Annotated in this window: 12 protein-coding genes; 6 read left to right on the top strand and 6 right to left on the bottom strand. The window is 74.4% G+C overall.

Annotation, left to right across the window (positions count from 1 at the left end; all coding sequences use genetic code 11):
* From ACFVST_RS25675 to ACFVST_RS25685, 3 genes are all read right to left on the bottom strand, one after another.
* Positions 1–691: EI24 domain-containing protein (locus ACFVST_RS25675; RefSeq protein WP_390155948.1), on the bottom strand; the 691-nt coding region annotated here is incomplete at its 3' end.
* 78 nt (positions 692–769) lie between these two features.
* Entirely contained in the window at positions 770–1,195 is a 426-nt protein-coding gene (locus ACFVST_RS25680) for an organic hydroperoxide resistance protein (RefSeq protein WP_390155949.1), read from the bottom strand.
* Between the two features lie 112 nt (positions 1,196–1,307).
* Complete coding sequence (locus tag ACFVST_RS25685) at positions 1,308–2,348, bottom strand: NADP-dependent oxidoreductase (RefSeq protein ID WP_390155950.1); 1,041 nt, start codon at positions 2,346–2,348, stop codon at positions 1,308–1,310.
* A gap of 96 nt (positions 2,349–2,444) precedes the next feature.
* On the opposite strand from ACFVST_RS25685, the gene ACFVST_RS25690 reads away from it, so the two are divergent.
* On the top strand, positions 2,445–2,903 hold the full coding sequence (locus ACFVST_RS25690) for a MarR family winged helix-turn-helix transcriptional regulator (protein ID WP_390155951.1): 459 nt from the start codon (positions 2,445–2,447) through the stop codon (positions 2,901–2,903).
* Positions 2,904–2,965: 62 nt separating this feature from the next.
* Here ACFVST_RS25690 and ACFVST_RS25695 read toward each other — a convergent pair whose 3' ends face one another.
* Positions 2,966–3,718 (bottom strand): hypothetical protein, encoded by a 753-nt coding sequence (locus ACFVST_RS25695; protein ID WP_390155952.1) that lies wholly within the window; start codon positions 3,716–3,718, stop codon positions 2,966–2,968.
* Between the two features lie 263 nt (positions 3,719–3,981).
* On the opposite strand from ACFVST_RS25695, the gene ACFVST_RS25700 reads away from it, so the two are divergent.
* Positions 3,982–4,602 carry a hypothetical protein gene (locus ACFVST_RS25700; protein WP_390155953.1) on the top strand — a complete coding sequence of 207 codons (621 nt, stop codon included), beginning with the start codon at positions 3,982–3,984 and terminating at the stop codon, positions 4,600–4,602.
* A 15-nt stretch (positions 4,603–4,617) separates the two neighbouring features.
* Here the strand turns inward: ACFVST_RS25700 and ACFVST_RS25705 are convergent, their stop codons facing one another.
* Positions 4,618–5,511 (bottom strand): RimK family alpha-L-glutamate ligase, encoded by an 894-nt coding sequence (locus tag ACFVST_RS25705; RefSeq protein ID WP_390155954.1) that lies wholly within the window; start codon positions 5,509–5,511, stop codon positions 4,618–4,620.
* Positions 5,512–5,680: 169 nt separating this feature from the next.
* Here ACFVST_RS25705 and ACFVST_RS25710 point away from each other — a divergent pair, with 169 nt between their 5' ends.
* Both ACFVST_RS25710 and ACFVST_RS25715 read left to right on the top strand, forming a co-directional pair.
* Positions 5,681–7,162 (top strand): acyl-CoA synthetase, encoded by a 1,482-nt coding sequence (locus ACFVST_RS25710; RefSeq protein WP_390155955.1) that lies wholly within the window; start codon positions 5,681–5,683, stop codon positions 7,160–7,162.
* A 432-nt stretch (positions 7,163–7,594) separates the two neighbouring features.
* On the top strand, positions 7,595–9,349 hold the full coding sequence (locus ACFVST_RS25715) for a hypothetical protein (protein WP_390155956.1): 1,755 nt from the start codon (positions 7,595–7,597) through the stop codon (positions 9,347–9,349).
* A 31-nt stretch (positions 9,350–9,380) separates the two neighbouring features.
* Here the strand turns inward: ACFVST_RS25715 and ACFVST_RS25720 are convergent, their stop codons facing one another.
* On the bottom strand, positions 9,381–10,664 hold the full coding sequence (locus tag ACFVST_RS25720) for an MFS transporter (RefSeq protein ID WP_390155974.1): 1,284 nt from the start codon (positions 10,662–10,664) through the stop codon (positions 9,381–9,383).
* Positions 10,665–10,908: 244 nt separating this feature from the next.
* Between ACFVST_RS25720 and ACFVST_RS25725 the strand changes: the two genes are divergently transcribed.
* Together ACFVST_RS25725 and ACFVST_RS25730 are read left to right on the top strand one after the other, a co-directional pair.
* Positions 10,909–11,952, top strand: a complete 1,044-nt coding sequence (locus ACFVST_RS25725; protein ID WP_390155957.1) for a rod shape-determining protein — start codon at positions 10,909–10,911, stop codon at positions 11,950–11,952.
* A gap of 11 nt (positions 11,953–11,963) precedes the next feature.
* A complete protein-coding gene (locus tag ACFVST_RS25730) occupies positions 11,964–13,562 on the top strand; it encodes a GAF domain-containing sensor histidine kinase (RefSeq protein ID WP_390155958.1) in 1,599 nt (532 codons plus the stop codon).
* Positions 13,563–13,567: the final 5 nt, after the last annotated feature.

Here is a 13,567-nt window from a genome sequence, read left to right on the forward strand (position 1 = left end):
GCATCAGGAAGACGGCGACCACCGGCACCAGGAAGGCCACCGCGAGCGGCGCCCCGAAGCCCCAGGCGAGCGGCTTGCGGGACCTCAACAGGGCGAGCCGCTCCCGGAGTTCGACCCCGCGGCGCTGGAGTGCCACGGAGGTCAGCTCCTCGGCGAGGAAGAAGCCGGTGACCAGGAAGCCCGCGACGGGCACCGCGGTCTGGCCGACCACCGGCAGCAGTCCGAGGGCGAAGAGCAGCAGGCCCCAGAGCACCGCCCGTACCAGGATCCGCAGGCTGTCCCGGGCGGAGACCCAGAGATCGCGCCAGAAGGACAGCGGGGACTGTGCGGCCTCGCCGTCCGGGGAGACCGAGCGGTCGACCCGCTCGGAGAGCGCGTCGTAGAAGGGCTGGCCGACGAGGAGGGTGACCGCGGTGAAGGTGAGGACGGCCAGCAGCAGACCGAGGGCGAAGAGTACGGCGGTCAGCAGGCCGCGGAAGAGGCCGGCCCAGGGGGAGGCCCAGTCGTCGGCGAAGGGGGTGGCGAGGGCGACCAGGCCGGTGCCCCAGAGGGCGAGGCAGACCAGGGCCGCCGTGTACAGCAGCAGGGTGATCAGGCCGGGGAGCAGGGCGAAGCCGTAGCTCCGGCCGTGCCGGGCCATCCACCGCTGGCCCTTCAGCAGATATCCGAAGCCCGCCCCCAACTCACGCATGGCGGGCACTCTACCGGCCGCCCCGGTGCCCTCCCCGCCCGGCCGCCGCGGGGCCGCCGGGCGAGGTGCGGTGCCGGGTCAGGCCACCGAGAGGGTGACGTCGATGTTGCCGCGGGTGGCCTTGGAGTAGGGGCACACCTGGTGCGCCTTCTCCAGGAGGTCCTTGGCGGTGGCGGCGTCCACGGTGGGGATGGAGCCGGAGATCTCGACGGTGATGCCGAAGCCCTCGTCGTTCTTGCCTATGCCGACCTTGGCGGTGACGCGGGAACCGGTGATGTCGGCGCCCTCCTTGCGGGCCACCACCGCGAGGGCGCCCTGGAAGCAGGCGCTGTAACCGGCCGCGAAAAGCTGCTCCGGGTTGGTGCCCGCGCCCGAACCGCCCATCTCCTTCGGCGGGTTGACGACGACGTCGACCTTGCCGTCGTCGGTGGCGACGCGGCCGTCCCGGCCGTTCTCGGCGGTGGCGACAGCGGTGTACAGCACGTCGGACTGCTGGATGGCCATGCGCGCATTCCTCCTGTGACGTGCCGCGACTCGCGCCCACGATCGCGGCGACCGATGATTTCGGAAAGATTTTATCGGATGCCGGAATCGAACGAGGGTGACGGGTGGCCGCTCAGCCCTCCGGGGACTCCAGGGAGACGATCATCTTGCCGGTGTTCTCGCCGCGGAGCAGACCGAGGAAGGCGTCCACCCCGTGCTCGACGCCCTCCACCACGGTCTCCCGGTAGGTGAGCTCGCCGGACCGGATCCAGCCGGAGACCTCCGCCACGAAACGGGGCTGGAGCGCCTGGTGGTCGGCGACCAACATGCCCTCCATCCGCAGCCGCTTGCGGATGAGCAGGTCGAGATTGCGCGGGGCGGAGGGGGGCTCGGTCACGTTGTACCGGGCGATCATGCCGCAGACGGTGACCCGGCCGTGCACCTTGAGCGAGGCGAGCGCGGCCTCCAGATGCTCACCGCCCACATTGTCGAAGTAGATGTCGATGCCGTCCGGCGCGGCCGCCGCCAACTGCTCGGCGACCGGCGCCTTCTTGTAGTTGAAGGCGGCGTCGAAGCCGTACTCCTCGGTGAGCAGCCGGACCTTCTCGTCGGAGCCGGCCGAGCCGATGACCCGGGAGGCGCCCTTCAGCCGGGCGATCTGGCCGACCTGACCGCCGACGGCACCGGCCGCCCCGGAGACGAAGACCGCGTCGCCGGGCTGGAAGGAGGCGACCTCCAGCAGGCCCGCGTACGCGGTGAGGCCCGGCATCCCGAGCACTCCGAGGTAGGCGGGGAGCGGGGCGAGGGAGGTGTCGACCCTGGCGGCGTGCTCGGCCCGGACCTCGGCGTACTCGCGCCAGCCGAGTCCGTGCAGCACCAGGTCCCCGGGGGCGAAGCCGTCCGCCGCGGAGGCCACCACCTCGCCGACCGCCCCGCCGTCCATCGGCTGGTCCAGCCGGAAGGGCGGCACATAGGACTTGACGTCGTTCATCCGGCCCCGCATGTACGGGTCGACGGAGAAGTAGCGGTTGCGCACCAGGACGGCGCCCTCGGCGGGGGCGGTCACCGGCAGCTCGCGGAGCGCGAAGTCCTCCGGGACGGGCCAGCCCTCGGGCCGTCGCACCAGGTGCCAGGCGCGGTTGGCGGCGGGGAGGACTGGGGTGGCGTCGGACATGGTTGTCTGACCTCCTCGGAGCAAAATGTTTCAGATAGTGAAACACCATGCACATCGATATTTCACCATGTCAAGCAAGTGGGTACGCTGGGAGGCATGGCGTCCCGCAGCACACGCACCGACCCGGTCACCCTTGAGGTGGTCGACCTCATCGGCACCATGGTGGCCCGCTACCACCAGGACTACGAGCAGGCCGCGGCCCGGCACGCGCTGACCGGGGCGCAGGCCCGGATACTCGGGCTGCTGTCCCAGGAGCCGCTGCCGATGCGGCAGTTGGCACTCCGGCTGAAGTGCGAGCCCTCCAATGTCACCGGCATCATCGACCGGCTGGAGTCACGCGGCCTGGTGGAGCGCCGCCCCGACCCGCAGGACCGCCGGATCAAGGTCGCGGCCCCCACCGAGGAGGGGCGGCGTACGGCGAGCGCGCTGCGTGCGTCGCTGGACTTCGCGGACGAGCCGCTGGCCCGGCTGAGCAAGGAGGAACGGCTGCTGCTGCGCGGCCTCCTCCGCCGGATGCTGGGCGAACCGGCGGACGGGGCCCCGCCGACCACCTGAGCCACCCACCCCCACCCGCCAACAGGCCGGACACTTCAGGTAGTTCGGGCGGCCGAGGTGGTTCAGGTGCACCACCACAGGAAGCGGTTGCAGGTCTCGGACGGGGTGGGGTCCGGCTCCGGGGAGGTGGGTGGCGCGGGGGGTGTGGTGGCCGGTGTGTCCGGGGCGGTGGTGTCGCCGGGACCGTCGTCGGTGGGGCTCGGCTTCTCGTCGCCGCGGTCCGGGTCGTCCGGCGGCGGGTCCGTGTCCTCGGTGGCCGCGGGGTCGGTGGACTCGGCAGGCGGCGGGGACGAGGTGGTGGGGGCGGTGGAGGACGGGGTGCGGCTGGGGCGGTCGGAGGACGGGGAGGGGCCGGGCGGGGTGTCGGAGGGCTCCGCGGAGGACTCGCCACCGGTCGGGGTCGAGGTGGTGGCGGGGACGTCCTCGTCGGGAGCGGCGGAGGTGGACGAGGGGGACTCGGTGGCCAGTTCGGCGAGGCTCAACACCCCTACGGCGAGCAGGAGTCCGGCTCCCGCCCACAAGGCGGTGCGGCGCCTGCGGCGGTGCGCCCGGCCCCGGCGCTCCCGGGCCCTGCCCCGGCCTCCGGTGCCTCCCGCCTTCGCCCGGCCCCGGCCGCGGCGTCTGGCCTGTGCCCGGCGCTCGGCCCGGCCGCCGGTGCTCCGGCGTGCTCCCGCCGGTAACTCCGCCCCGGCCCCGGTGTCCGGTTCCGATCCGGCCGCGTCGTCGTGGGCGGAGAGGGCCTCGGCCGGAGTGCCACAACCGGGGCATACGTAGGCGCCGTTGAGATGTCGGCCGCAGGGGTGGCAGTAGTCCATGATCACGGAGGCTAGCCGCGCGCAATCGCACGATTCCGGACACCGCTGTGAATGTTCTGTACCGAACGGCGTGCCGCGGCGCCAACTCCCCCTCCGCACACACGACTTGCCATGACTCACCCTGCCTCGCCCCGCTACGGCCCGGCAATCCGCGGCTCGTTCCCCTCTGGCCGCGGCCGCCGCAGACGCCACGCCTCGTCCGGTACGCCCCGTGCCGCCCGCCCCCGTGACCGGGCGGCGGTGAGGAGGGACGGCACGGCAGGATGGGAGGTATGCCCGCAGACCGTGCCGCCGAGCCGCCACCGCCGACCCCGCTCGACTTCCAACTGGTGCTGCTGCGGCGCATGGCCGACCACCAGGGCGAGTTGGTCGAGGACGCCCGCCGCGAGCTGGGGGTCTCCGCCGCCCGGATGCGGGAGGCCAACCGCCGCTGGCAGGCCATGGCGCACGCGGCAGGTGGACGTGGCGCGGGCCGCCGCTACCGCAGGTTCCTCGGCCCGCCGGAGAGCAGTACCGCACGGCGGATCGGCGATCTGGACTGCACGGCGCTGCGCTGGCCGGTGCCGCTCTGGCCGGACCTCTGCTTCGAGGTGCTGCTCGCCCCCGGCGGCGCCGAGTGGAACGCCTGGCTGGTACGCGCCCCCGGCGCCTCCGCACCCGTCCTGCGCAGTGCGGCGGACCTGCGCCCCTGGTCCTGCACGGTGGACGAGGTGGCCCGCGCCTTCCCGCCGGCCCGCCCGCTGGAGGGCACCGCACCGACCCGCTGGGGCCTCGCCTTCACCGCCCCCGCGGGGCCGCCGCAGGACGACGGCGGGGGTCAACCGCGGTTCTGGGTGGCCGAGTTCACCTGGGGCCTGCTGCAACGGCTGCGCGAGGACGGCTGACCCGTACAGCCCCGCTCAGGTGCGGGCCGCCGCGGTGATCGCCTCGGCCACCGCGGGGAGGGAGGCGGGGTGGATGCCGAGGAAGAGGTTGGGCTCGATCAGCTCCAGTTCCATCAGCCGGGGCGCACCGTCCTCCCCGTCCACCAGGTCGACCCGGGCGTACAGCAACCGCGGGTCGCCCGGTACGGCGGCCAGTGCCTGTTCCGCCAGTTCGTGCTCCGCGGCGGTGGGCCGCCAGGGGCGCAGTTCCGGGTGGGGGGTCTTGAACACGTCGTAGGCGGTGCCGGGGGAGAGCACCGCGCCCTTGCGGATGGCGTGCAGGAAACGGCCGCCGCAGAACAGCAGCGCCCGCTCGCCGGTGACGTCGATGTGCCGCATATACGGCTGGACCATGGCGGTGAGGCCCTCGTCGTGCAGCCGCGCCAGGTGTGCCGCGGCGGTGCGGGCGTCGGCCGGGTCGCCGAGGTCGTAGCGGGCCGCGTAGCGGGCGCCGGCCCCGGCGGTCGGCTTGACCACCCACGCGCCGGCGCCGGGCAGTTCCGCCCCGCCGTCCGGTGGCAGATAGCGGGTGTCGACCACGGGCACCCCGGCGTCGGCGAGGTCGCCCAGATACCGCTTGTCGCAGTTCCAGCGGATCACCTCGGGCGGGTTGGCCAGGGTGGTCGCGGCGGCGCAGCGGTCGACCCAGGCGGTGAACTCGGCGGAGCGCCAGGTGTAGTCCCAGGTGGAGCGGATCACCGCGAGGTCGTGGCGGGCCCAGTCGACGGCCGGGTCGTCCCACTCCACGACACTCGCCTCGGCCCCGGCCGCCCTCAACGCGCCCACCAGCAGCGGGAGTTCCTCGTCGGCGTGGATACCGGGCTGCGGGCGGCAGGTGACCAGCGCGATCGAGCCGGCGGTGGATGCCATCGGACGGGCCTCCGGGCGGTGAGCGGGGGGGCGGGGCGCGCGCAGCGTAGCAACCGCCCTGCCCCGGTGGCCGGGACGGGTGCCCGGTGAGCGACCGGGGGTAGGTCGGCCGCGGTGCGGTGCGGCAAGGTACGGGTGTGGTTGTCGCCGATGGTGAGGAGTAGCCAGCGTGTCCTGTCTCTTTCCGGCCCTGTCCGTCCGGTCGCCCGAGGCGGCGGACCGGCCCGCGCTGCGCTTCGGTGACCGCGCCCTGAGCTATGCCGGGCTGCGGGCCGCGGCGGACGCCCTGGCGGCGCCGCTGGCCGGCGCGGGGCGGGTCGCGGTCTGGGCGACACCCACCCTGGAGACGGCGGTGGCGGTGGTGGCCGCGGTCCGGGCGGGTGTGCCGGTGATCCCGCTCAACCCCCGTTCCGGCTCTGCCGAGTTGGCCCATATCCTCACCGACAGCGCCCCCTCCCTGGTACTGGCCGCGCCCGGCGAGGAACTTCCCGAGGCGCTGCACGCCCTGCCCCGTACCGAGGTGGCGGTGGACGCCGGGGCGCCGGACGCGGGGGTGCCGGCGGGGCGGGGTGGCGGGGACCTGGACGAGGAGGCCGCCGCTTTCGTCGTCTACACCTCCGGCACCACCGGTCCCCCCAAGGGTGTGCTGATCCCGCGGCGCGCGGTGGCGCACACCCTGGACGCGCTGGCCGAGGTGTGGGGGTGGACCGGGGACGACGTACTGGTGCACGGGCTGCCGCTGTTCCATGTGCACGGGCTGATCCTGGGGGTACTGGGGCCGCTGAGGCGGGGCGGTTCGGTGCGGCATCTCGGCCGGTTCTCCACCGAGGGTGTGGCACGGGAGTTGGCGGGCGGCGCGACCATGCTGTTCGGGGTGCCGACCATGTACCACCGGATCGCGGAGGCGCTGCCCGGCGATCCGGAGCTGACGGCGGCGCTGCGGCGGGCCCGGCTGCTGGTGTCGGGCTCGGCCGCGCTGCCGGTGCACGACCACGAGCGGATCACCGCGGCCACCGGGCGCACGGTGGTGGAGCGCTACGGCATGACGGAGACCCTGATGAACACCAGCGTCCGGCCGGGCGCCGAACCCCGCCCCGGTTCGGTCGGATTCCCGCTGCCCGGCGTCGAGTTGAGGCTGGTGGACGAGGCGGACGCACCGCTGCCGGACGAGGACGCGCCTTCGGGGCGGGAGGTCGGCGAGATCCAGGTGCGCGGCGCCAATCTGTTCACCGGCTATCTGAACCGGCCCGACGCCACCGGGGCCGCCTTCACCGCGGACGGCTGGTTCCGCACCGGTGACATGGCGGTACGGGACGCGGACGGCGCGGTGCGGATCGTGGGGCGGAAGGCGACGGACCTGATCAAGAGCGGCGGCTTCAAGATCGGCGCCGGTGAGATCGAGAACGCGCTGCTGGATCACCCGGGCGTGCGGGAGGCGGCGGTGACCGGCGAGCCGGACCCGGACCTCGGGGAGCGCGTGGTGGCCTGGATCGTCCCCGCCGATCCCCGACAGCCGCCCACCGTAGAGGAGTTGGCCGACCACGTCGGCACCCGCCTGGCCCCGCACAAGCGCCCCCGCGTCCTCCGCCTGCGCGAGGAGCTGCCCCGCAACGATATGGGCAAACTGCTGAAGCGGGCCCTGCGCGACTGACGGCCGGCAACCGCCCCGAACAGACGCCCGGTTGTTCCCCGGAACAGGTGAGCGCGGCAGGAGTGACTGCCCGAGGCCACCGTGAACGGTGATGCTTACGGAGCGCGGGCAGCGGGATGCATACCGTGACCGCGCACAGTCTCCCGACAGGTCAAGTCCCTTGGCCCGCCCAGGTGTTGGGCGTCCGGGAGACGGTCCCATGCAGGTACGGAATCAGGAGAAGGCATCATCATGAACATCCTCACCAACGTCCTCGCCGGTCTCGTCCACTTCGTGGGCTGGCTGGTCTGACGTCCGGTACTCCCGGACCCGAGGCGCCGTCTCCCCGCGTCCCACGGGGAGGCGGCGCCGCCGTGTGTGAGGGAACCCGTTCGGCGCAGCCCGCCGCCCGGCGCCGTCAAGACGCCCCCGCGCCACGCCGATGAACCGATCATGACCTCGACCTACTCCCCCAGCCGCGCCCCCGACCGCACCCAGGACCCCCGCGGCCGGCCCCCCTCCCGGCTCCGCGCCCCGCTGACCGGGCTGCGCCGCATCCGCCCGCTGACCTGGCAGCGGGCCGCGGCCTGCCTGCTCCCCGCACTGCTGGTGGCGTACGCGGGCTTCCAGCGTCGGTGGATGTCCGACGACGGCTATATCTATCTGCGGACGGTCCGCCAGATCCTCGCCGGGCACGGGCCCGTCTTCAACGCCGGGGAGCGCGCCGAGGCCTCCACCGGGACCCTCTGGCAGTGGCTGCTGGTCCTCGCCGGGCTACCCGGCACCGATCCGGCCTCGGCCGCGGTCTACGGCGGGCTGCTGCTGACCGCGGCGGGCTTCCTCTGCGCCGCCGCCGGGGCCGCCCGCCTCCACACCCCCGGCCCGCTACGGCAGCCGCTGGTACCGCTCGGCGCCCTGCTGCCGCTGGCCCTGCCGCCGGTGTGGGACTTCGCCACCTCGGGCCTGGAGACCGGGCTCATCACCTGCTGGCTGGGCGGGAGTTGGCTGCTGCTGGTGACCCGCCCGGAGCGGCTCGCGACCTGTGCGGTGGCCGGCCTGGGCCCACTGGTGCGGCCCGATCTCGCCCTGGTCAGCGCGGTGTTCCTGGCCGCCCAGTGGCTGCGGGTACGCCCCCCGCGCCGCACCGTCCTCACCGGCGCGGCGTGCGCCCTGGCCCTGCCCCTGGCGTACGAGGTCTTCCGGGCCGGGTACTACGGGCACCTGGTGCCGCTGCCCGCCGTCACCAAGGAGGCCTCGGACAGCCTGTGGGGCCGCGGCCTCGGCTACCTCGGCGACTTCGCCGGGCCGTATCTGCTGTGGGTGCCCGCCCTGCTGCTGGCGGCGGCCCTGCTGCCGCGTCGCCGCCCGCTGCCCCCGGTACCGGTCGCCGCCCTCGCCCCGGTCGTCGCCGGCCTCGTCAACTGGCTCTATGTGGTGCGGGTCGGCGGGGACTTCATGCACGGGCGGATGCTGCTGCCCGGACTGCTGCTGCTGGTGCTGCCGGTCTTCGTGGTGCCGGCCAGCCGCCGCACCCTGGCCGCCGCGGCCGCCCTCGCCGTCTGGGCGACCTGCTGCGCGGGCTGGCTCCGCCCCGCCTACCAGGGCCGTATCGGACCGGCCGGGATCGCCGACGAACGCGGTGTGTACGCCCGGCAGAACGCCTCCGCCCACCCCGTGCACCACCACTTCCCCGCCGCCCCCCGCCTCACCTCCTACGCCCGCACGGTGCGCGCCGCCGACCGCTCCGGCACCCCCACCCTGCTGCTGGACGGCCATCGGGTACCGGCCGCCGCACCGGGGGTCACCGGCGTGCATGTGATGCTCGGCTTCGACGGGGCGACGGTGCCGCTGTCCGGGGCCGCGCTGGACCCGATCGGTCTCGGCTATCCGCTGGCGGCCCACTCGCAGCGGGAGGGCGGCGGTCGCGTCGGCCACGACAAGCATCTGCCCGCGGCGTGGATCGCGGCGGACCGCGGTGCGCCCGGGACCGTGGCGCCCGGGGTGGACGCGGTGCGGGTGGCGGCGGCCCGGCACGCCCTCGGCTGCGGGCCGCTGCCGGAGCTGCGCGCCGCCACCCGGGCGCCCCTCACCCCGGCCCGCTTCTGGCACAACCTGACCGGGTCCTGGCAGCGCACCGTCTTCCGCTTCCCGGACGACCCGGCCCGCGCCGAACGCCAACTCTGCGGCAAACGCCCGATGTTCCCCTGACCGCCCCAAGTCCCGCCGCGCGCAGGGCCGTTCAGGCCGTCGGGTGGCGGGAGTCGTAGCGGGCGAAGCCGCGCCAGACCAGGCCGAGGCCGAACACCGCGGCCACACACGCCAGTCCACCGCCGACCACCGCGAGGCCGGGCCCCAGCAGATCGCCCGCCGAACCGGCGAGGAAGTCACCGAGCCGGGGCCCGCCCGCCACCACCACGATGAACACGCCCTGGAGGCGGCCCCGCATCTCGTCCGGGGTGGCCGCCTGCAACATGGTCTGCCGGAACACCATGGAGATGGTGTCGGCGCAGCCCGCCACGGCCAGGAAGAGCAGCCCGAGCCAGAGTTGCCGGGTCAGCCCGAAGACGGCGATCGCACCGCCCCAGCCGGCCACCGCGAGCAGGATGGCCAGACCGTGCCGCCGGATCCGGCCCAGCCACCCGGAGAACACCGAGCCGAGCAGCGCCCCGATCGCGGGCGCCGCCACCAGCAGCCCGGTGGTGCGGGCGTCACCGCCGTACCAGAGGACGGCGACGGCGGGGAACAGGGCGCGTGGCTGGGCGAAGACCATGGCGCACAGGTCGGAGAAGAAGGTCATCCGGATGTTGGGCCGGGTGGCGAGGAAGCGCAGGCCGTCCAGGACGGAGGCGCGCCCCGGCCGCTCCCCCGGCTTCCGGTCCGGCCGCATCGAGGGCAGCCGCCACATCGCGTAGAGGGCCGCGCTGAACGCCACCGCGTCGAGCAGATACGCCGCCTGGTAGCCCCAGAAGCCGACCACCAGACCGCCGAGCATCGGGCCGAACATGGTGCCGGAGGTGGTGGTCACGGAGGACAGCGCGTTCGCCGCGGGCAACTGCTCGGGCGGTACCAGGCGCGGGATCATCGAGGACCTGGCGGGCGCGTTCAGTGCCGCGCACACCGCCTGGAGGGCGACGATCGCGTACAGGAACCACACCTGGTGGAAGCCGGCGAAGGCGCCCGCGGCCAGCGCCACCGACAGTCCGCAGAGCCCGGCCGCGGACCAGAGGCCGAGGCTGCGCCGGTCCACGGTGTCCGCGATGGCCCCGCCGTACAGGCCGAAGACCACCAGCGGCACCAGGGAGAAGAGGCCGACCAGGCCGACGGAGAAGCTGGACCCGGTCAGGTCGTACACCTGGAGGGAGATGGCGAGCGCGGTCATCGCCTGCCCGACCCAGGAGACGGTGTTGCCGACCCAGAGGCGGCGGTAGTCGGGCGAGGACCTGAGCGGCGTGAGGTCGGCGAGGACACGGCGACGGGGTCCGTCCTCCCTCGCGGCTCCGGCCTCCTGCGCGGGGCCGGGTATCGCGGTGTCCGCGGGGGGCTCGCCGGGGGCCGGGGCGGGGCGGGTCTCTTCGTCCTCGGGAGGCGTGCTGGTCACAGCGGATGCTAACAATGCGCCGTCCGGGGGCACCGCGACATAGATCACCCGTCCGGCCGCGCACCACCCGGCCCCGTCCTGGATGCGAATTTTGTCCGATCGTCGCACCATGCGAGAAGGCCGCTTTCCCCCGCGGTCTCCACGGTCTGCGCTCTCGGGAGGATCCGCCATGGCCACCAGTGCCGCGCTGGAACAACTGCGCCGCTGTCACGTCGCCGTCGATCTCGGCGCCGCACGCACCCGCGTCTATGTGAAGGGCTCCGGCCTGGTCGTCGACCAGCCCAGCGCCGCCGCCGTCAACACCAGGACGGGTTCGCTGATCGCGGTCGGGGACTTCGCGGAACGGATGACGGGCCGCACCCCCGGCTACATCAAGGTGGTGCGGCCGGTGTCCGGCGGCACCGTGGTCGACGTCGACATGGCGCAGCGGATGCTGCGGCACCTGGTCGGCGAGAAGCTGCGCCGCACCCTGCGCCGCAAGCCCCGGCTGCGGGCCGCGGTGTGCACCCCGCACGAGGCGGACCCGCTGGCCCGCCGCGCCGCCGTGGAGACGATGATGGGGCTCGGCGCCCGCCGGGTGGAACTGGTCGACACCCTGATCGCCGCGGCCGTCGGCTGCGGACTCCCGGTGGAGCACCCCGAGGCCACCATGATCCTTGTGTGCGGCGCGGCCACCACCCAGGTCGCGGTGCTGTCCCTGGGCGCCATCGTCACCGCGGAGCGGGTCCCGGTCGGCGGCGAGGCCATCGACTACGCCATCGTCCAACACCTGCGCCACCACCACGAGTTGATGCTCCCCTCCCAGTCGGTACGCCCCCTCCAGCTCGCCCTCTCCGGCAACGGGCTCACCGCCCAGGGCCCCGCCGTCACCGAGATCCACGGCCGGGACATCGCCACCGGTCTGGCCCGCTCGGTGCGGATCGACACCGCCGCCGTCCGCGAGGCCCTGCACACCCCGCTCACCTCGGTCCTCGACGGTATCGGCGCCGTGCTGCGGGACTGCCCGCCCGATCTGGTGGCCGACCTGGCGGACCGCGGCATCATGCTGGTCGGCGGCAGCGCCCTGCTGCCCGGCCTGGACGAGATGCTGCGCGACGCCACCGGGATGCCGGTCCATATCGCCGAACGCCCCGACGTCTGCTCGGTGTTGGGCCTCGGCGCCATGCTGGAGGGCGAGATCCAGCCGCTGGTCCTCGACCCGCTGGCGGGCTGAACCGCCCCGCCGTGCCCGGCAAGGACACCGCCCCCGACCGGCTGCCCCGGCTCCTGGAAGCCATCCTCGACGTGGGCACCGAACTCGACCTCGGGCCCACCCTCCAGCATGTGGTGGACAGCGCCACCCGGCTGGCGCACGCCCGCTACGGCGCACTCGGCGTCCTCTCCCCCAGCGAGGACGCCGTCCACGCCGTGTACACCTGCGGGGTGGCCCCCGGGGAGGGCGAAGGGGCCGACGTACGGCCCGAGTCGAGGTCCGGGCTGCCGGGCGGGCTGGTGCGGGAGCCGGCGGTGCTGCGGCTGGACGACATCATCGAGGACCCGCGGGCCGCCGCCGCACCCGCCGGCGGCACCCCGGCCCGCAGCTTCCTCGGGGCGACGGTCCGGGTCGAGGACGAGGTCTTCGGCACCCTCTTCCTCTCCGAGAAGGAGGGCGGCGGCGCCTTCGACGCGGAGGACGAGCAACTGCTGCGGGTCCTCGCCGCCCAGGCCGGCATCGCCATCGGCAACGCCCGCCTGTACGAGGCGGCCCGGCAGCGGGAACGCTGGATCGAGGGCGCCGCCGCGGTCACCACCACCCTGCTCACCTCGCAGGAACGCACCGACGCGCTGCGCACCGTGGCCGAGCAGGCGCGCATCCTGGCGGACGCGGCGGCCGGGGTGATCCTGCTGCCGACCGGCGACGGAGGCATGGAGATCGCCACCGTCTCCGGCTCCGCCGAACTCGGGGACGCCAGCGGCTTCGTCGGCACCGGCATCGACCGCGGCAGCCCCGTACTCGATCAACTCCTCGGCGGGGAGGCCGTGTTCATCGAGGACTCGGCCACCGATCCGCGGATGACGACACCGGTACGCACCCGCTTCGGGCCCAGCATGATGCTGCCGCTCCAGGCCGAGGGCCAGCTCATCGGGACGCTGGCGCTGCCCCGGGTCCGCGGCGGGCGCCCCTACTCGCGGGTGGACCGGCGGCTGGCCGCCCAGTTCACCTCGCAGGCCGCGCTGGCCCTGGTCCTGGCCGACGCCCGGCAGAGCCGGGAACGGCTCGCCGTCTTCGAGGACCGCGACCGGATCGCCCGCGACCTGCACGACCTGGTGGTCCAACGGCTGTTCGCCACCGGCATGATGCTGGAGTCCACCCGCCGCCGGGCGGCCCCCGAGGAGGCGGACACGGTGGGCGCGACGCTGGGCCGGGCCGCGGAGGAACTCCAGTCCACCGTGCAGGAGGTCCGGACCGCGATCTTCACCCTCCAGCAGCCGCCCGCCCAGGCCCCGACGACCTTCCGCGGCCGGGTGCTGCGGGAGACGGCGGGCGCGGCGGCCGTCCTCGGCTTCCCGCCCTCGGTGCACTTCACCGGCCCGGTCGACGCCCGCCTCACCGAGGAACCCACCGAGGCACTGCTCGCCGCACTGCGCCGCGCCCTGGCCGCCGCGGTCCGCCGCCCCGGCCTCACCCGGCTCGACGTACAGGTCGACGCCACCGCCACCCTCCCCGACGGCACCCCCGCCGCCCGCCTCACCGTCACCGATGACGGCACCCGCCGCCCCGAGGAGCCGACTTCGGAGGGCGGCGGCACGGGGACGAGGGTGGTGTGGGAGATCGCGCTGTGAGGGGA

It is taken from the genome of Streptomyces sp. NPDC058045 (assembly GCF_042885635.1).
In the GTDB taxonomy this organism is placed as follows: domain Bacteria; phylum Actinomycetota; class Actinomycetes; order Streptomycetales; family Streptomycetaceae; genus Streptomyces.

Coding starts and splice junctions, on each gene's coding strand:
- ACFVST_RS25715 (WP_390155956.1), top strand. CDS start 7,595: ATGACCTCGACCTACTCCCCCAGCCGCGCCCCCGACCGCACCCAGGAC.
- ACFVST_RS25725 (WP_390155957.1), top strand. CDS start 10,909: ATGGCCACCAGTGCCGCGCTGGAACAACTGCGCCGCTGTCACGTCGCC.
- ACFVST_RS25705 (WP_390155954.1), bottom strand. CDS start 5,511: ATGGCATCCACCGCCGGCTCGATCGCGCTGGTCACCTGCCGCCCGCAG.
- ACFVST_RS25700 (WP_390155953.1), top strand. CDS start 3,982: ATGGGAGGTATGCCCGCAGACCGTGCCGCCGAGCCGCCACCGCCGACC.
- ACFVST_RS25690 (WP_390155951.1), top strand. CDS start 2,445: ATGGCGTCCCGCAGCACACGCACCGACCCGGTCACCCTTGAGGTGGTC.
- ACFVST_RS25685 (WP_390155950.1), bottom strand. CDS start 2,348: ATGTCCGACGCCACCCCAGTCCTCCCCGCCGCCAACCGCGCCTGGCAC.
- ACFVST_RS25680 (WP_390155949.1), bottom strand. CDS start 1,195: ATGGCCATCCAGCAGTCCGACGTGCTGTACACCGCTGTCGCCACCGCC.
- ACFVST_RS25695 (WP_390155952.1), bottom strand. CDS start 3,718: ATGGACTACTGCCACCCCTGCGGCCGACATCTCAACGGCGCCTACGTA.